Raw genomic sequence first — 17,044 nt, 5'->3', positions numbered from 1 at the left:
CCCTTCACGGCGTTCTCCCTACGGACGGACTGCGGACGGACCGACGTGTGCGACTCCTGCTGCGGCGCTCCCCGCGTACATCAGCGAGCCCGATGAGCAGAGCGGCCAGGACGAAGACGATCGCGACGACGAGCCCGTCGTCGTACGCGGCGGCCCACCCGTCGCTGCCCACTCGGGCGAAGAACATCGACCCGACCGTGGCGATCCCGATCGCCGACCCGACGCGCTGGCCGGTCTGGAGGGTTCCGCCGGCGCTCCCCGCGAATGCCACCGGTACTTCGGAGAGGGTCAGCGTCTGGTTCGGGGCGACGACCAGGCCGCTGCCCAGACCCGCCAGGAGCAGTGGGGCCGCCATCGCCCACCCCACGCCTCGCCCGGGCACCAGATGCACGGCGACCACGGTGGTCGCCAGCCCCACGGCCACCGTGGTCAGCCCGGTCACGACGAGGGGGCGTCCGAATCGGCCGACCATTCGGCCGCCGGGGCTCGCCGCGATGGCCGCGCCCAGTGCGAAGGGTGTGATGGCGAGTCCTGCCTGGAGGGCCGAGTAGTGCAGCCCGCTCTGCAGATAAAGCGTGGTGATGAAGAAGATCGAGGTGAATCCGGCGAAGTACAGCAGGCTCAGCAGACAGCCCAGCCAGTAGGAGCGGACCCGGAAGAGCGACAGGTTGACGACCGGTTGCGTGCCCCGCCTGCCGCATCGGGATTCCCACCCGACGAAGGCGACGAGCAGCGCCACGGCCGCCGCGAGCAGCAGCCACTTCCGGTTGCCGGGCCACTGCTGCGACTGCACGAAGGGCAGTAGCAGAGCCAGTACCCCCGTGCCGAGCAGCAGCACGCCGAGGGGGTCGAGGGCACGCAGACGCACAGGGCCGGCCAAGGGGGTGTCCGGGAGCAGGCGTCGGGCAAGCAGGAGGCAGATGGCGCCGAGCGGCAGATTGACGTAGAACACCCAGCGCCAGCCGTGCTCGGCTCCGGCCGCCTGGATCAGCAGGCCACCGGCGAGCGGGCCGACAGCGGTGGAGACGGCGACCACGCTGCCGAACATGCCGAAGGCCCGGCCGCGCTCATGGCCGGAGAACATCTGCTGGATCAACGCGGAGATCTGTGGCGAGATGAGGCCTCCGGCAAGGCCCTGTACCAGGCGGGCGATCACCAGCCAGAGACTGGACTGAGCGGCTCCGCAGGCTGCTGATGCCAGGGTGAACAGGGCGAGCCCGGTCATGAAGACCACGCGTCGTCCCCGCGCGTCACCGAGGCGTCCCGCAGGGATCAGGAACAGGCCGAAGGCGAGTGAGTAGCCGGAAAGGACCCATTGCAGGTCTGACTCCGGGGTGTGGAGCCCTTCCCGGATCGACGGCAGGGCAACGTTGACGATGGATACGTCCAGCAGGGTCATGAACCCTGCGATCAGACACACCGCCAGCGCCTTCCAGCGGCGCGGGTCGTGGGTGTCGGGGCCGGAGGCAGAGTGGCCATTCCACCCCGCAGCACCCCAGTGAGCTGCACTCTCTGCCATGGCTCGCACCCTAGGACCAAGCACCCCGATCCTCGTTCCGGCAGGGCCGCGAAGGCGGAATTCCGGCATCCGTTGCAGTGGACGGCCGGCACCGGTCACAGGCCTCGGCCCGCGCCGTGCCGTCGGCCCCGCCGGGTGATGCGCACAGTCCAGGCCGCCGTGCGGACTACGCGATACGCTCGTTCTGCGGGCACAGTGCGGTCGCTCAGCAGCTGGGGCCGGGTTCGCCGGGAGGCCCCGCAGCGCTCGGGGACGAGCCCGGTTCGGGCGTCAGCCCCGCGCGTCCGTTCCCGGAGGAGGTGCGCCCGGATGGATGCGGAACGTGCTGACCGTCTGGTGTCGGCGCTTCGTGCTCGTGGTGTGATGGCCCATCTCGTGGAGGCAGGTGTCTACGAGTTCGGGATACGCGTCGTCCTCGACGAGGGAATCGAGGCGTTGTGGGACGTCGACGGGGCCTCGGGGCTCGACGCGGAGATCGTCAGTGACGGAGTGCTCATCGGCTTCGTACCTCATGTGCCCGGCTCGGAGGGCTTCACCGAAGAGCAGCTGGTGGACAGCATCGCGACGACGCAGTACTCGGCGGAGGGGCTCCGCCCGCCCAGTGACACTCCCCCGGCCGCGCCACGGACCAACGAGGCTGCTCCCGACAAGTCTGCGCCGTCGCCCGGTCCTCCGGTAGCCCGGTACCAGCGCCGGGCACACTGGATCCGGCGATCCAGCCATGAGGACCCCAGGCGCTGACCGGACACCCGACGCATCGCTCGCCGCACGCGCCTGCCCCCGTCCCCGGTTCGGCTCTTCCGGGTAGTCCCCGAGCACGTGGCGGGTGACTATGGCCCGTGACAGCGCTGCGGAACGGGTTTGGCGATCGACATGAAGCATGGTGAGGAAGAGAACACCGGGAACCCGGACCGGCTGGATCGCAGGCTGTTCCTCACTGCGGCGGCGGGCGGGGCGTTGGCAGGGGGCGTGGCGGCGACCGGTTGCCGTTCCTCCGCGCCCGCGGGCAGCGGCACCGGATCCCACCCGACAGGCGCCACCCACCGCGCTGAGGAAGGGGAGAGGACTCGGGCGGGGGACTCCGACTGGCGTATCCGTTCGGTGGGACCGCCCGGGGCCATCGAGGGCTATGCCGACAGGGTGAGCGTGTTGCCGGGTGAGGAGTTCGGCATGTACGTCTCCACCACCGCTCCCGCATTCCGGGTCTCGGCGTACCGGGTCGGCTGGTACGACGGGGCACAGGCGCGGCTGGTCTGGCGTTCGCACCGTGTCGCCGGGTCGGTCCAGGCCCGCCCCCGGCCGGCCCAGGTCACCCGTACCGTACGGGCAGACTGGCGACGCACACTCCGTGTCCGGACCACCGGCTGGCCGGAGGGCGCGTATCTGCTCCGGCTGGACGCGGACAACGGCCACCAGCGCTATGTACCCCTGATCGTCCGCTCGGCGAGCGCGGCAGGCAGAACCTTGCTGATGCACGCCGTTGCAACATGGCAGGCGTACAACGTGTGGGGTGGCTACAGCCTTTACCAGGGCAAGGACGGTGCATACGACACGCGTTCGCTCGCTGTGAGCTTCGACCGCCCCTATGACGGCAACGGCGCCGAGAAGTTCATGGTGTACGAACGGGCGGCGGTGGTGCTGGCCGAGAGGCTGGGCATCCCGCTCGCGTACACCACCGGCACGGACATCCATCGCGACCCCGGCATTCTCCAAGGTGCCTCCGGAGCCCTCTCACTGGGACATGACGAGTACTGGACGCCGAAGCAGCGCGCATTCGTCACCCGGGCGCGCGACGCGGGCACCAACGTGGCCTTCCTCGGCGCCAACACCTGCTTCCGCAGGGTCAGGCTGGAGCCGGACGCCACCGGGGCCGACCGCACGGTCGTCTGCTACAAGACCGACTACCGGAAAGACCCGTACCTTGCCGACCACCCGGACATGCCGACCAACGACTTCCGCCAGCCGCCCGGCGCCTCCCCCGAGTCCTCCCTGACCGGTGTCCTCTACGAGGGCTATCCCGTGGACGCCCCGTATGTCGTGCACAGGAGCGACCACTGGCTCTTCGAGGGGACGGGCGTGAAGCCAGGAGACTCGTTCGACCATCTGGTCGGGGTGGAGTACGACCGGGTCACGCCGGACATGCCCACCCCGGCGCCGCTCGAGATCATCGCCCACTCCCCTCTCGTCTGTCAGGGCAAGCACAGCCACGCCGACTCCGCCTACTACACCGTGCCGAGCGGAGCGGGCGTCTTCGCCTCCGGAACGATGCGATGGGTCGAGGCTCTGATGGCGGGGACCCGCGAGAACGGACGCAACCACGGCATGGACGCCCGCACAGGGGCCTTCGTCACCCGCGCCACGGAGAATCTGCTCCATGCGTTCGCGGCGGGTCCGTGCGGCCGGAGCAGGCCGAAGCCCAGGGACAACGTGAGAGACGTGTACGCGTCGGCACCACGCTGACGCCATGGGTACCGCCCTGTCGGCGAACACTGTTTGCCACAGGCGCAGCCGGGACGGGACGGTCGAAGGCCACCCGATCTCTTCGGCCGGTCCTCTTCCGGCCACCGCCTGTCAGGATGCGGGTGCCGCAGTCCGTGACCCAGGGCGGCGATCCCTCAATACTGTGCTGAGCCGACAGCTCTCAGCATCCCGAGCGACCGTGATTCAATCCGACGACCCTTCAGCACAATCGGCATCAGGTCGGGACCAGCCCAGCCGGGCTCGCTCCGGGCCGCCAGGAACCGCCTGGATCAAAAACCTGCCCCCAACGATCCGACGTGCGACGACCCGAGCCAGAAGGCCGGCCGCCAGTCTCACCAGGAGGTACACATGAGGATGCTCATCAACGTCCCCGAAACCGTTGTCGCAGACGCGCTGCGCGGTATCGCCGCCGCTCACCCCGAGCTGACCGTGGATGTCGAGAATCGTGTCGTCGTACGGCGTGACGCACCCGTGGCCGGGAAGGTGGCGCTCGTCTCCGGGGGCGGGTCGGGGCACGAGCCGTTGCACGCGGGGTTCGTCGGGCCCGGGATGCTGTCCGCGGCCTGCCCGGGAGAGGTGTTCACCTCGCCGGTGCCGGATCAGATGGTGCGGGCCGCCGTCGCGGTCGACAGTGGATCGGGGGTGTTGTTCGTCGTCAAGAACTACACCGGTGACGTGCTGAATTTCGAGATGGCCGCCGAGCTCGCCGAGGACGAGGGTGTGCGGGTCACCCAGGTGCTCGTCAATGACGACGTGGCGGTGACCGACAGTCTGTCCACCGCGGGGCGGCGAGGCACGGGCGCGACCCTGTTCGTGGAGAAGATCGCCGGGGCGGCGGCCGAGGAGGGTGGGCCGCTGGAGCGGGTGGAGGCCATTGCCCGGCAGGTGAACGAGTCCTCGCGGAGTTTCGGGGTGGCACTCGGCGCCGTCACCACGCCCGCCAAGGGGTCCCCCACATTCGATCTTCCGCCGGGCGAGCTGGAGCTGGGGATCGGGATTCATGGCGAGCCGGGGCGGGAGCGGCGTCCGATGATGACGTCGCGGGAGATCGCGGATTTCGCGGTGGATGCGCTCCTGGAGGACCTGCGGCCGCGTGGACCCGTGATCGTGCTGGTCAACGGGATGGGGGCGACGCCGCTCCTGGAGCTGTACGGGTTCAATGCCGAGGTGCAGCGGGTGCTGTCCGAGCGGGGTGTGGTGGCGGCTCGTACGCTCGTGGGGAACTATGTGACCTCGCTCGACATGGCGGGCTGCTCGGTGACGCTCTGCCAGGTGGACGAGGAACTGCTGCGCCTCTGGGACGCGCCGGTGGAGACGCCTGCGCTGCGCTGGGGCCGTTGACCCGCCGGAACCGGAAAAGGAGATCATGTGCTCGACGCCGACTTCTTCCACCGCTGGATGACCGCGGCCGCGGCTTCCGTGGACCGCGAGGCGAACCATCTCACCGAGCTCGACTCGGCGATCGGGGACGCCGATCACGGCAGTAATCTGCAGCGCGGATTCACCGCGGTGCGGACGGCCCTGGAAAAGGAGACGCCGCAGACCCCGGGGGCCGTGCTGATGCTCGCCGGGCGGCAGTTGATCGCGACGGTCGGCGGGGCTTCGGGCCCGTTGTACGGGACGCTGTTGCGGCGTACCGGTAAGGCTCTGGGCGAAGCGCCACGGGTGGCACGGCAGCAATTGGCGGAGGCGCTCGGGGTGGGCGTCGCGGCCGTGGCCCAGATGGGCGGGGCGCAGGCCGGGGACAAGACGATGCTCGATGCGCTGCTGCCGGCCGCCGAGGCGCTCGGCATGTCGTTCGGGGCGGCCCGGGAGGCGGCGGACGCAGGGGCGCTGGCGACGGTACCGATGCTGGCCCGCAAGGGAAGGGCGAGTTACCTGGGTGAGCGCAGTATCGGGCATCAGGATCCGGGGGCGACGTCCTCAGCCCTGCTGGTCGCCGCACTGGCCGAGACCGATGGTGCGAGTGGCGGTGACGCGTGAGCGGCAGGAAGCAGGTGGGGATCGTGCTGGTCTCGCACAGCGGCCCGGTGGCCGAGTCCGTCGCCGAGCTGGCCAGGGGTCTCGCGGCAGGTGGTGCGACGGCTCCGGTGGCCGCCGCGGGGGGCACACCCGCGGGTGGTCTCGGGACCAGTACTCAGCTGATCGCCGAGGCAGCCAGGTCGGTGGACGGCGGTGCGGGGGTGGCTCTCCTGGTCGATCTGGGCAGCGCGGTGCTCACGGTCAAGACGATGCTGGACGAGGGGGACGAACTGCCGGGCGGCTCGCGGCTGGTGGACGCGCCGTTCCTGGAGGGTGCGGTGGCCGCCGTGGTCACCGCGTCGGCGGGCGGTGACATCGCGGCCGTGGAGGCTGCGGCGTCGGAGGCGCACGGGTACCGCAAGGTGTAGGCACATGGGCTCCGCCGTCGTGAGGCCGCCCCGCACCGGTGTCCGGTGGTGCGGGGCGGCCCCGGGGCCTGTCCGGCCGTGATCGCCGGACGGGCCCGTGGTCCGTCAAGCCGTCGACGCGGCCCCGGCCGCCCCGATTCTGATCTGCACCTTCTGTGTCGTTCCGTTGACCGTCACGGCGAGCGTGATCGTGCCCGGTCGGAGCGCGGTGAGGGTGCCGGTGGACGGGTCGAGGACCGCCGTGTGGCGGTGGCGGGCGTCGTCCCGGTCGCCGATGTGGACGTTCGGGGATCCGGTCCAGTCCGCGGCCAGCGGGAAGCCGACCGGGACACTGCGGGCGCCCTGGGTGACGGTCGCCGTGACTCTCGTACGGCTCCCGGTGCCGAGAACCGGGGGCGCGTCGATTTCCAGCGCGTCGACATGCGCGCGGGTCTGCACGGAGACCCAGTCGGGCCCGCCCTGCCACGGCCGCTGTCGCGCTGCGGCCTGTTCACCGGACGTGACGTGGTCGGCGCCGACCAGCGACCAGCCGGTGAAACCGCCCTCGTCCGCCGGACCGGCCGGTGCCTTGCCGGAGTTGCCGTTGATCAGATACGGCACTCCGTCGACATGCGAGGCGTGAAAGACCCCTACATGGCTGCCGATGAAGGCCGCCCCCTTGCCCGTCGTACGGCGGAAGTCGTTGACGTGCTCCCTGGTCTAAAGTCCAGGGATTCCGGCCTGGGTCGTGTGACCCTTCCGGGGGCTTCCTGCTTCAACGCGCTGTGCCGGGACTTTCGCCCCGGTCCTACCGGCGCTCTGCGAGGCGTTTAGCGTCTCCGCCCGTCCGGCGGCGACGATACGACGTCCCTCGAACAGGACGTTGCGGGCTGCGTTGTGGTCACGGTCGTGCACGGTGCCACACGCACCGCACGTCCACTCCCTCACATGCAGGGGCTTGGGACCGTCCCGAAATCCGCAGGCCGAACAGACCTGAGAAGACGGGAAAGCACGGCCCACCTTGACGAACATGCGGCCGTGCTTGACCGCCTTGTACTCCAGCATGCCCACGAACGCGGACCACCCCGCGTCATACACGGACTTGGCGAGCCGGGTACGGCCGAGACCGGACACCGCGAGATCTTCCACATACACCGCTTGGTTGTCGCGAATGATCTGCGTGGACACCTTGTGGTGCCAGTCCCTGCGCCGGTTGGCGACCTTGGCGTGCTGGCGTGCGACCTTGATACGGGCCTTGGCCCGGTTCTTCGACCCCTTAACCTTGCGGGACAGCTCCCGCTGAAGACGCCTGAGCTTCTTCTCCGCCCTGCGCAGGAAGCGCGGGCTGTCGATCTTCTCGCCATTGGACAGGACCGCGAAGGCGGACAGACCGAGATCGATACCGGACTCCGTCTCCACCTCGGGAAGGATGTCCGGCTCGGTGTCCACCACGAAGCTGAGGAAGTACCGCCCCGAGCTGTCCTTGGTGACGGTCAGGGACGTAGGCGCGGCCGGAAGCCGACGGGACCATTTCACCTTGAGATCGCCGACCTTGGCCACATACACCGTGCCGTTCTCCTTCACGGAGAAGGCGTTGGTGTTGAGGCGGATCGACTGCCGTGTGTCCTTCTTCGACTTGTACCGGGGCGCCCCGACCTTCCGGCCCTGCCGCTTTCCCTTGAGACTGCCGAAGAAGTTCCTGTAGGCGGTGTCGAGGTCCCGAAGGGACTGCTGCAGAACGACCGCCGACACATCCGCGAGCCAAGCCCGTTCCTCGGTGCGCTTGGCCTCGGTGATACGAAGCCGGGACAACTGGGCCGACGTCACATACGGCAGCCCCGCAGCGTGCGCTTCCTTCCGGTCGCGCAAGCAGTCGTTCCACACCACCCGTACGCACCCGAACGCCCGGTCCAGCGCACGACGCTGCGCGGCATCCGGATAAGCCCGATAGTTGTAGCGAAGCTGCACAACCAAGACCCTACGACGCTTGATCTCATGAATCAGGAGAACGACTACAGGCGTGGCAGGCACGTTGTTTCGGCGATGCACGTCCACGTGGTCTTCGTGACGAAGTACCGGCGCGGAGTCTTCAACGACGAGATGCTGACACGCTGCGAAGAGATCACGCGCAAGGTGTGCGAGGACTTCGAGGCGGAACTGAAGGAGTTCAACGGCGAACGCGATCACGTCCACCTCCTGATCAACTACCCGCCCAAGGTCGCCGTCCCCAAGCTGGTCAACAGCCTCAAGGGCGTCTCGGCCCGCCGGATACGCCAGGAATTCACCGGCTACATCAACCGCGCCATCATGCACGGGCACCTGTGATCGCCCTCGTACTTCTCGGCATCCTGCGGTGGAGCACCGCCGGCGATCGTCCGTGAGTACATCGAGCAGCAGAAACGCCCGCTCTGAAGTGCAGATCAGAGCAGCCCTGAGATGCATTCATCCCCGGCGTGAGCACCGGGGCCTTCTGCAAGAGTCCCGGTAAGCCACCTTGAGCCGGCCGCTGCCGTCGGGGGCGGTGAGGGCGAGGCCGTTGGGGACGGTGCGTTCGCCGCCGTCGGACGGGCTGTTCTCCACCCGGAGCGCGTCGCTGCCGGGCTCGCGCGCGACGAGGGTCGACGATCCGCCGCCGTCCAGATTGAGTGCGTTGTACGAACCGGCCTGGCGCATCATCAGACCGAGTTCGGTGAGGGTGACGCCGCCGCTGTCGGCCTGCCGCCCGTCGATGGTGAGGATCTGCATGTTCCGGCCGTCCTTGGAGAAGCCGACGGCGGTGCGGGGTGCTGCGGTGTTGTTGCCCTCGCCGTCGTGGTTCTGCGCGACTCCGTCGACGACGAGAAGTTCACGGCCGCCGACCGCCGTGCGCGGCACGGCTCCGCTGTCAGTGCGTGCCCGGTAGGTCAGGGACACCGGGTCGCCGGGCTTCAGGGCGTCGACTGCGGCGGCCCCGGCTTCACGGCCGACCAGGACGGTGGTGCCGTCGGGGACGGCTCCCGATCCGGGGGTGTCCGAGACGGAGACGATTTCGCCGTCCCGTACGACCGCTTCGGCGACGGTTGTCGCCTTGTCCACGGTCAGGGCACGGTCGGCGGTTCCCCAGGCGGAGGTGTACGCGCCGACTCCCCCGGCGGGCACATTGGCGGCGTTGTACGCGCCGAGCGGATGCTGCCCGGAAGGCAGGGTGAGCGTCCCCTCGAAGTACAGGTTCAGGATGCGGCCTGCGCTTTCGGGGCCGATACCGACGGCCCGGTTGATTCCCGGGGCGGGCGACTGGACGGTGGCCCCGTCCTTGATACCGATCCCCTCCGGCGCGCCGGTCTGGTTGATGTCGAAGAAGTCGCCGTTGACCGCGGCGACAGTGCGCCGGCCCTGGCCGGCGTCGTGTCCGGCGGCGAGTTCGGAGACCGTGCGCCGGTCGGAGACCTTGCCGGAGGAGAGGTAGTCGGCTTGTACGCCGGTGCCGGCGAGGTCGACGGAGAGGGAGTCGACCCGCAGCCACTTGTCGGATTCGAGCCGGTCGTACGAGTCGAGACGGATACCCGGGGCGATCGGGCGCGACGTACGTGCGGTCTCGATGCCGTCGCCGTCCACGACGGATCCGGTCTCCCCTGCCGGGTTGCTCGCGGGTGGTGGGGCGACCGGTCTGAGGACTTCGGCGGAGGTGAGGGGGCGGGGGTCGGGGGTCGAATCGGCGAGGGCGGGAGAGATCGCGCCGACCGTCACCGCGGACACCGTCGCCAGCAGCACGAGCGGTCGGGCGACCGTCCCGTACCGTCGCGCCGTCCTCCCGCGCGGACCGGTCGTCTTTCCGACTATGCCAAGGACCACAAATCCTCCTGGAATCCCGATGGTTGCGCGCCGGCCCGCGGGCAGACAGCGCTGTCGGCGGACAGCATGGCCGCGCGCACAACCACGCACCAGAGGGCATCGGGAACCTCGGGGGAAACGGGGAACGTCGAGTCGATGACAGCGGTGATCACCGGGCAAGGGGTGTCGTGCGTGGCGGCGTACGCTACCGGGACGCAGACTTGACGGCATGCCGTCCCAGAAGCGCGCCACGCGCAGTGCGGGTCTTCTGCTGTTCCGCCGAGTGCAGGGGGCCGCGAACGACAGTGCCGGTTTCGAGGTGCTCATCGGGCATATGGGCGGTCCGTTCTGGGCGGGCCGCGAGAGTGCTGCCTGGTCGATCCCCAAGGGTGAGTACAGCCTTGACGAGGAGCCCGCGACCGCTGCCCGCCGTGAGTTCGAGGAGGAGTTCGGCCGGCCGGCGCCGGACGGTGAGTGGGTGGCGCTCGGTGAGGCCCGTCAGTCCCGTGGCAAGACCGTGATCGTGTGGGCGATGGAGGCGGACCTCGATGCTGCGGCGGCCGTTCCCGGGACGTTCGCCATGGAGTGGCCGAAGGGGTCCGGTGTGCTGCGCGAGTTCCCGGAGATCGACCGGTTCGCCTGGTGCACGCCCCAGGAGGCCGCGGAGCGGCTCGTCACGGGCCAGCGGATCTTCCTCGACCGGCTGCGGGTACACGTGGAGGAAGGAAGGGTGACGCCCGCTCAGGACGGGCCCTGAGTGGGCTTTTCGCCGCCTGTGCGGTTGATCTCCGGTCTGTGCAGGTGGTGTACGACCACGCCGAGATCAGTGCTGTGCGCTCTCACCCTGTGCTGCCTCGATACTGCTGTGCAGATCGCTCGTCGCGTCGAGCGCGGCGGCGCCGGAGACGACCAGGCAGGCCAGCAGCGCCGCAGCGGCCGCCCGGCCGGCGCGGGGCCGCGTGGCGCTGCGGCCGAGGAGTGCGGCGACGCGGCGCGGTACGGGCCCGGCCGCTGCGGCGAGCGCCACTCGTGGGCGAGACTGCGGTGCGCCTTCGGCGGCGCGTGCGGCGAGGGCGGCTCGGCCGATGGCCCGGGCGGCGACCCTGCGGTCACCGATGGCGGAGGCGGCGGCCTCGTCGGCGCAGCGCTCCAGGGCGTAGCCCATGGGCGCACGCAGGGAACGCAGCGCGGGGTGGCAGAGTGCCGCCACTTCGGCGGCGGCGATGAAGAGGTGGTGGTGGCCCGCGAGATGCGCGCGTTCGTGTGCCAGCAGGGCGTCGCGTTCGGCGGGGTCCAGGGCGCGCAGCATCCCCGTGGTGACGACGATCCGGCCGGGAGTGCCTGGACGTCCGGGCAGCGCGTACGCGTCGGGGCGGCTGTCGCGCAGGACGGCCAGCTCGCCACCGGCGTAGTCGGGCGACTGCGCGGCCCGGTGCAGCTCTGCCCAGTGGCGGCGGGCGGCGCGGGCGACGGCGGCGGCGCAGCCCGCGAGCAGCGCCAGCGCGGCAGCCGCGAGGGGCACGGCGACGGCGGGAGCGGTGTCGGAGAGCGGTCCGGCCAGTTCACCGAAGGCGGAGACGACGGAGAACCGGGTCGCGCCCGGCACCACCAGCAGGGCCAGGGCGAGCAGGCTGCACAGAGCGAGGCCGATGCCCGTAGAGGCGAGCAGCCGTACGGCCCGCGCCGGCGGCAGGGCGTCCGCCAGGCGACGGGCTGCGGGTACCGCGACGAAGGGCATCAGCAGCGGAACCCACACGGCATAGATCATCGGGCTTCTCCGTCGAGCAGCTCCCGGAGCAACTGCTCGTCCTCATCGGTGAGCTGCGACACGAATCGGGCCAGCACCGTGCTGCGGTCCTCCTCCTTCTGCAGTTCGCTGTGCATCCGGCGGGCGGTCAGCCCGGGCGCGTCCTCGGTGGGGGTGTACGCAAATCCGCGGCCGGCACGGGTGCGGCTGACCGTACCCTTTTCGTACAGTCGCGACAGGATCGTCGTGACGGTGGTACGGGCCAGCGTCGCCCCGATGGCACCCTGCACCTGGCCGGGGGTGAGGGGTGTTTCGGACGCCCACAGGGCCGCCAGGATCGTGGACTCCAGCTCGCCGGACGGGCGCCGCTCCGATGCGGTGTGGTGCCGTGACGGGCGCTCCGGCGCACGCGCCGGCCCGGCATCCGTTGTCGGCCCGTGGGCCGGTTCGCCGTACGAGCGGCGGTCGGGTTCTCCGCTCGATATCCCCTTCATCTGGGACATGGGAACTCTCCTCCCCCTTCGGGCGTCTACAGTGACGTAGACCGTCTACATCACTGTAGTCAGTCCGGGCGTTCCGCGAGGCCGCCCGCTCACCATTATGGGAGACCTTCCACCGTGTCCGTATTCTCACTGGCGGCCGCGCCACAAGCGGTGAATCTGCTCGACGCAGGTTCACTGCTCGGAGCGTTCGGTGCGCTCGGCATCGCCGTTGTGCTCTTCGCCGAGACAGGACTGCTCGTCGGCTTCTTTCTGCCCGGCGATTCCCTGCTGTTCACGGCGGGTTTGCTCTGCGTGTCGGGCAACCACGGTCCGGTCGAGCTGTCGTTGCCGCAGGTGCTGATCGCCGCGGTGGCCGGCGCGCTGCTCGGTGCGCAGGCAGGCTACTGGATCGGTCGCCGCGGGGGCCGGGCCCTGCTCGCCCGCAGCCGTGCCGGACGGCTGCACGAGGGTGCCGCTCGCGCCGAGGAGCTGCTCGGCAAATACGGCCATGCGCGGGCGATCGTGCTGGCCCGCTTCGTACCCGTCGTACGCACGGTGCTCAACCCGCTGGCCGGGGCGCTCAACGTCCCTGCCGGGGTCTTCACTCTGTGGCAGGTCGTCGGCGGGACGGTCTGGACCGTGGGGCTGGTCCTCGCGGGATACGCGCTGGGGTCTTCCGTGCCCAACGTCGACCGTTATCTGCTGCCGATCGTCGCTGTCGTGGTCGTGATCTCCCTCATCCCGCTCGCCGCCGAGCTGCTCCGCTCCCGCGGCCGGCGCACCGCCGAAGGAGACAACAGCTGATGCTTCTCGCCTCCACCGCCACCTCGATCGACGGCGACCTGTACACCTGGGTCACCGAGCTGGCCCAGCGCTCCCCCGCCGCTCTGGATTCCGCCATCCGGGTCTGGTCGGACTACGGGCTGGCCCTGTTCGGCCTGCTGATGCTCATGTCGTGGTGGCGCTCCCGCTCCGCAGACCCGGCCCGTACCGCCATGGCGCTCTGCGCCCCGCTCGTCGTGGTGGCCGCGTACATCGTCAACGACCTGATGAAGTCGGCATTCCATGAGCAACGGCCGTGCCAGACCCTGCATGTCGTGACCGTGGAGGCATGCCCCTCTCTCGGTGACTGGTCCTTTCCCAGCAATCACGCCGCCATCGCCGCGGCCGCGGCGATGGCGGTCTGGCTGACCGACCGTCGGCTCGGGGCGATCGCGGTGCCTGCCGCTCTGCTGATGGCGGCGTCCCGGGTGTGGATCGGTGTGCACTACCCGCACGATGTGCTGATCGGGCTGGCCACCGGCGCGCTCGTCGCCTGGCCGCTGACGACCGCGGCGCGGCGCTGCGCCCCGGCGGTGGTCCGGCTGCGCGAAAGTCCGCTGCGCCCCCTGGTCGCGACACGGTGACCCCGTCCCGACGCGACAGAAGTCTCGTCGGGCGTTCGATCAGCGTTCGGCTGCCCTGCCGGCCGCTCTACCGGCCGCTGAAGGTCTCAGCGGCCCGGCGAGCACCGTGGCCGGTCGCCACGGACCGGCGGCGGCTGCCTGCGGGTGCCCGGTGCAGGGCGAGGGCAGCGATGTCGTCGCGTCGCACGCCTCCGGAGAAGGACTCCAGGTCGGCGTGGAGCGCGTCCAGCACCTCGCGCGGACCGCGCTCTGCCCAGCGGCCCAGCCGGGCGTCCAGCGGATAGAAGGCACCCGATGTGTCGCGGGTCTCGGTGACGCCGTCGGTGAGGACCAGGAGCGTGGCGCCGGGCGGGAAGTCCAGCAATTCCGCGACCCGCGCCTCCGTGCTGAGCTCCGCCATGCCCAGGGGAACGGATGTGCGGTGCAGCGGAAGCGGGCAGGCCACGCCGTCGTGCAGCAGCCGGGGCGGCAGATGGCCGCAGTTGACGGCCTGTACCTGGTCGGTCCCGTCGAAGTCGAGCACCAGGGCGGTGACGAAGCGTTCCATTTCCCCGGTCTGGGCGCAGAACGCGTTGTGCCGGGCGACGGCGTCCTCCAGCGCATCGACCAGTCCGGTCAGGGTGGGTTCACGAATAGCCGCTTCCCGGAACGCTCCGAGCACGGCAAAGCCTGCCCCGATCGCCGCGAGCCCCTTGCCCTGGACATCTCCGATGATCACCCGGGTTCCGTAGGGCGACTGCACGACCTCGTAGATGTCACCGCCGACCAGGCGGTCCTCCTCGATCGGCGTATAGATGCCGTGGGCATGGATCTGCTCGGTCAGGATGGGCAGCGGGCGCAGAATCTGCCGCTGGAGCGCGACAGCGGCGGAGCGCAGCCTGGCTATCTCGGCGGCGTGACGGATGCGCAGCGCACAGGAGCCGACCCCGAGGTAACAGGCCAGCACAGTGAAGGCGATGCTGATGGTGACATCCCAGAACGTCCCCCCGGTCACCAGTCGGGAACAGACGACGACGGTCGTGATCCAGGTGGCCACGCCCATGGTCTGCCGGATCGTTCCGAAGACCGAGACAAGTGCGGGCACAACCACGAGCAGCGGTATGAGGCGCAGCTCGTCGCCGGTCCAGATGTCGAGGATGCCGATCAGGACGGTCAGCAGTGCCAGCCCGCCGAACAACGCCCCGTTCCCGATCCGGGGGGCGAAAGCGGCTTCCTCCCCCGCGTCCGTACCCGGGAGCGTCGCTCCACGCGTCGCCACCTGGCGCTGGAGCCCGATCGTCACGGTCCATTCCTCCCGGGTTCTGCCGGCCCCGCGCCGACATTCACACCCAGTCCATCCCGTACACATGGGGCAGCACACGAGGCTTACGACCTCTCGAAGTGCGCCGAAGGTCCCGGAATGGGATATACCAGTGACCTTCGGCCCGAAAGTCCCGGGCCGAAGGTCACTGTGTTGCGGTTCAGCGCACGGCTGCCGCACAGGCGTCGCCGTCGTGGCGCACACCGCCGGTTCCCGGCAGGCGCGTCGGTGGGTGTTCCGGTACGAGCGCCGAGAGGAAGGCCGTCCGGCGGCGGAGCGCGAATCCCAGCGATTCGTAGAGCCGGACGGCATTGGTGTTCGAGGCGGAAGCGTGCAGGAACGGTGTTTCGCCGCGTTGCCTGATCTCGTGGGCCACGGCGAGGACGAGGCTGCTGCCGAGCCCCTGTCCGCGCACGGACTCGTCCGTGCAGACGCCGCTGATCTCGCTCCAGCCGTATGGGTGGAGGCGTTCGCCTGCCATCGCGACGAGCGCTCCTTCGCGCCGGACGCCGAGGTAGGTGCCGAGTTCGACCGTACGGGGCAGGAACGGCCCCGGGCGGGTGCGGGCGACCAGGTCGAGCATCTCGGGCACATCGGCCGGACCGAGCCGCACGGCCTGCGGAAACGGAGCCGCCTCGACGCCGGCGTCGACGAGCTGTACGCCCTCGGCGTGGAAGGTGATCTCCCAGTCGTCCGGCGGCGGCTCGTGGAAGGCGGTGATGGTGACTGCACCACCGGGTCCGGCGAGCGCCGCGGCGTCGGCCCAGTCCTCGGCCTCCGGCGCGTCCGGGATCGCGACCCAGGGGGCCACATCCGCCGGGTAGCGCAGGATGCGGCCGCGGCGCTCGGCGAAGTGGGAGTGCGGGCCGGTCAGCGCGGCGCGGACCGGGCTGTCCAGCGGGTGCGCGTCACTGGCAGTGGCATGCGGCGCGCTCACGCGATCGCCTCGATCACGATCTTCCCGTGCGCATGTCCGCTCTCCACGGCGCGCAGCGCTTCTCCCGCCTCGGTGAGGGGGAAGGTCCGGGTCAGATGCGTCCGCAGTACTCCCGTGACGACGAGGTTCGCCACTTCGTCGAGGACCGCCGCGGTGCGGGTCCGTGCGACGGCCGCCCCGCCGAGCTCCACGGCCAGTGGCTTGCCTCCGGCGCTGATCAGCGTGGCCGGGTCCGTGAGCAGCGGGGCCACGGCCCTCAGGGTGTCGCCGCCGACCAGGTCGAAGACCGCGTCGATACCGTCGGGTGCCGCGGCACGGACCCGGTCGGCGACACCGGCGCCGGATTCGACGTGCACCGCGCCGAGCGACTCGATGAAGTCCTTCTTGGCCGCGCTCGCGGCACCGATGACATGGACACCGGCGTGGCGGGCGAGCTGGACCGCGAACGTTCCGACACCGCCTCCGGCCCCGGTGATCAGCAGGGTCGAACCGGGCGCGAGTCCGAGCTGGCGGACGCCGTCGTACGCGGTGGCCGCCGCAACCGGCAGCACAGCCGCGTCGGTGAACGACAGCTCGGCCGGCTTGTGCGCGGTCACGGCGACGGACAGCAGCGTGTACTCGGCGTATCCGCCGGTCGCCGGATTACCGAAGACCTCGTCCCCGACCGCGAATCCTTTGACGTCCGGGCCCACGCCCTCGACGACTCCGGCGGCCTCGCTGCCGAAGACGGTGGGAAACGGCTGCGGCTCGCTGCCGGGCCTGGTGTACCCCGTACGCAGCTTCCAGTCGACCGGGTTGACCCCGGCCGCCCGGACGGCGACGAGCAGCTGGCCGGGGCCCGGCACCGGCATGTCCTGCTCAATGAGGGCCTCCACCTCCGGTCCGCCGTTGCGGGTGAACACGTACGCCTTGGGCATGAGCTCCCTCTCTCCTGTTCATGACAGCGACGGTTCACGGCACCGACGGCCGGGCCGGTCACCGGTCGCTACAGCA

16 protein-coding genes and 2 pseudogenes are annotated in these 17,044 nt (G+C 70.2%); 9 read left to right on the top strand and 9 right to left on the bottom strand.

The annotated features are described in order from the left end of the window. Positions 1-4: 4 nt before the first annotated feature. Positions 5-1,519, bottom strand: coding sequence for an MFS transporter (locus tag ACH4EW_RS23335; RefSeq protein WP_398259831.1), 1,515 nt, complete (start codon positions 1,517-1,519; stop codon positions 5-7). Positions 1,520-1,828: 309 nt separating this feature from the next. Here ACH4EW_RS23335 and ACH4EW_RS23330 point away from each other — a divergent pair, with 309 nt between their 5' ends. The 5 genes from ACH4EW_RS23330 (at position 1,829) to ACH4EW_RS23310 (ending at position 6,390) form a co-directional block, all read left to right on the top strand. Continuing rightward, the gene (locus tag ACH4EW_RS23330; RefSeq protein WP_398259829.1) at positions 1,829-2,260 is read left to right on the top strand and encodes a hypothetical protein; all 432 of its coding nucleotides are present in this window, start codon (positions 1,829-1,831) and stop codon (positions 2,258-2,260) included. A 132-nt stretch (positions 2,261-2,392) separates the two neighbouring features. After that, positions 2,393-3,979 (top strand): N,N-dimethylformamidase beta subunit family domain-containing protein, encoded by a 1,587-nt coding sequence (locus ACH4EW_RS23325; protein ID WP_398259827.1) that lies wholly within the window; start codon positions 2,393-2,395, stop codon positions 3,977-3,979. A 369-nt stretch (positions 3,980-4,348) separates the two neighbouring features. After that, the gene (gene dhaK, locus ACH4EW_RS23320) at positions 4,349-5,341 is read left to right on the top strand and encodes a dihydroxyacetone kinase subunit DhaK (RefSeq protein WP_398259825.1); all 993 of its coding nucleotides are present in this window, start codon (positions 4,349-4,351) and stop codon (positions 5,339-5,341) included. A 27-nt stretch (positions 5,342-5,368) separates the two neighbouring features. Next, complete coding sequence (dhaL, locus tag ACH4EW_RS23315; protein WP_398259823.1) at positions 5,369-5,983, top strand: dihydroxyacetone kinase subunit DhaL; 615 nt, start codon at positions 5,369-5,371, stop codon at positions 5,981-5,983. Next, positions 5,980-6,390 carry a PTS-dependent dihydroxyacetone kinase phosphotransferase subunit DhaM gene (locus ACH4EW_RS23310; protein WP_398259821.1) on the top strand — a complete coding sequence of 137 codons (411 nt, stop codon included), beginning with the start codon at positions 5,980-5,982 and terminating at the stop codon, positions 6,388-6,390. The genes dhaL and ACH4EW_RS23310 overlap by 4 nt, the downstream gene beginning before the upstream one ends. Positions 6,391-6,495: 105 nt before the next feature. Here the strand turns inward: ACH4EW_RS23310 and ACH4EW_RS23305 are convergent, their stop codons facing one another. Beyond that, complete coding sequence (locus tag ACH4EW_RS23305; protein WP_398259819.1) at positions 6,496-6,990, bottom strand: hypothetical protein; 495 nt, start codon at positions 6,988-6,990, stop codon at positions 6,496-6,498. Positions 6,991-7,089: 99 nt separating this feature from the next. Beyond that, entirely contained in the window at positions 7,090-8,337 is a 1,248-nt protein-coding gene (locus ACH4EW_RS23300; RefSeq protein WP_398259817.1) for an RNA-guided endonuclease InsQ/TnpB family protein, read from the bottom strand. Between the two features lie 27 nt (positions 8,338-8,364). Between ACH4EW_RS23300 and tnpA the strand changes: the two are divergent. Next, positions 8,365-8,781 (top strand): annotated as a pseudogene (gene tnpA / locus ACH4EW_RS23295) (IS200/IS605 family transposase). An 84-nt stretch (positions 8,782-8,865) separates the two neighbouring features. Here the strand turns inward: tnpA and ACH4EW_RS23290 are convergent. Then, a pseudogene (locus ACH4EW_RS23290) lies at positions 8,866-10,116 on the bottom strand (phosphodiester glycosidase family protein); the annotation flags it as partial. Positions 10,117-10,408: 292 nt separating this feature from the next. Here ACH4EW_RS23290 and ACH4EW_RS23285 point away from each other — a divergent pair. Beyond that, entirely contained in the window at positions 10,409-10,936 is a 528-nt protein-coding gene (locus ACH4EW_RS23285; protein WP_398259815.1) for an NUDIX domain-containing protein, read from the top strand. Positions 10,937-11,002: 66 nt separating this feature from the next. On the opposite strand, the gene ACH4EW_RS23280 is transcribed toward ACH4EW_RS23285, so the two are convergent. Both ACH4EW_RS23280 and ACH4EW_RS23275 read right to left on the bottom strand, forming a co-directional pair. Continuing rightward, on the bottom strand, positions 11,003-11,947 hold the full coding sequence (locus ACH4EW_RS23280; RefSeq protein ID WP_398259813.1) for a M56 family metallopeptidase: 945 nt from the start codon (positions 11,945-11,947) through the stop codon (positions 11,003-11,005). Then, positions 11,944-12,276 carry a BlaI/MecI/CopY family transcriptional regulator gene (locus tag ACH4EW_RS23275; RefSeq protein WP_398259865.1) on the bottom strand — a complete coding sequence of 111 codons (333 nt, stop codon included), beginning with the start codon at positions 12,274-12,276 and terminating at the stop codon, positions 11,944-11,946. Before ACH4EW_RS23275 ends, ACH4EW_RS23280 begins: the two co-directional genes overlap by 4 nt. Positions 12,277-12,543: 267 nt before the next feature. Between ACH4EW_RS23275 and ACH4EW_RS23270 the strand changes: the two genes are divergently transcribed. Together ACH4EW_RS23270 and ACH4EW_RS23265 are read left to right on the top strand one after the other, a co-directional pair. Then, the gene (locus ACH4EW_RS23270; protein WP_398259811.1) at positions 12,544-13,212 is read left to right on the top strand and encodes a DedA family protein; all 669 of its coding nucleotides are present in this window, start codon (positions 12,544-12,546) and stop codon (positions 13,210-13,212) included. Then, a complete protein-coding gene (locus ACH4EW_RS23265; RefSeq protein ID WP_398259809.1) occupies positions 13,212-13,814 on the top strand; it encodes a phosphatase PAP2 family protein in 603 nt (200 codons plus the stop codon). The genes ACH4EW_RS23270 and ACH4EW_RS23265 overlap by 1 nt, the downstream gene beginning before the upstream one ends. Positions 13,815-13,881: 67 nt before the next feature. On the opposite strand, the gene ACH4EW_RS23260 is transcribed toward ACH4EW_RS23265, so the two are convergent. The 3 genes from ACH4EW_RS23260 to ACH4EW_RS23250 all read right to left on the bottom strand — a co-directional run bounded on the left by ACH4EW_RS23260 (position 13,882) and on the right by ACH4EW_RS23250 (position 16,968). Beyond that, on the bottom strand, positions 13,882-15,096 hold the full coding sequence (locus tag ACH4EW_RS23260) for a PP2C family protein-serine/threonine phosphatase (protein WP_398259807.1): 1,215 nt from the start codon (positions 15,094-15,096) through the stop codon (positions 13,882-13,884). 178 nt (positions 15,097-15,274) lie between these two features. After that, positions 15,275-16,051 (bottom strand): GNAT family N-acetyltransferase, encoded by a 777-nt coding sequence (locus tag ACH4EW_RS23255; protein WP_398259805.1) that lies wholly within the window; start codon positions 16,049-16,051, stop codon positions 15,275-15,277. Continuing rightward, complete coding sequence (locus ACH4EW_RS23250; RefSeq protein WP_398259803.1) at positions 16,048-16,968, bottom strand: NADP-dependent oxidoreductase; 921 nt, start codon at positions 16,966-16,968, stop codon at positions 16,048-16,050. The genes ACH4EW_RS23255 and ACH4EW_RS23250 overlap by 4 nt, the downstream gene beginning before the upstream one ends. Between the last annotated feature and the right edge of the window lie 76 nt (positions 16,969-17,044).

Origin of the sequence: Streptomyces sp. NPDC018000 (assembly GCF_044328025.1) — a bacterium.
Classification (GTDB): Bacteria; Actinomycetota; Actinomycetes; order Streptomycetales; family Streptomycetaceae; genus Streptomyces.
Note: the sequence above shows the minus strand (reverse complement) of the source record. Positions and strands in the feature narration are given on the sequence as shown.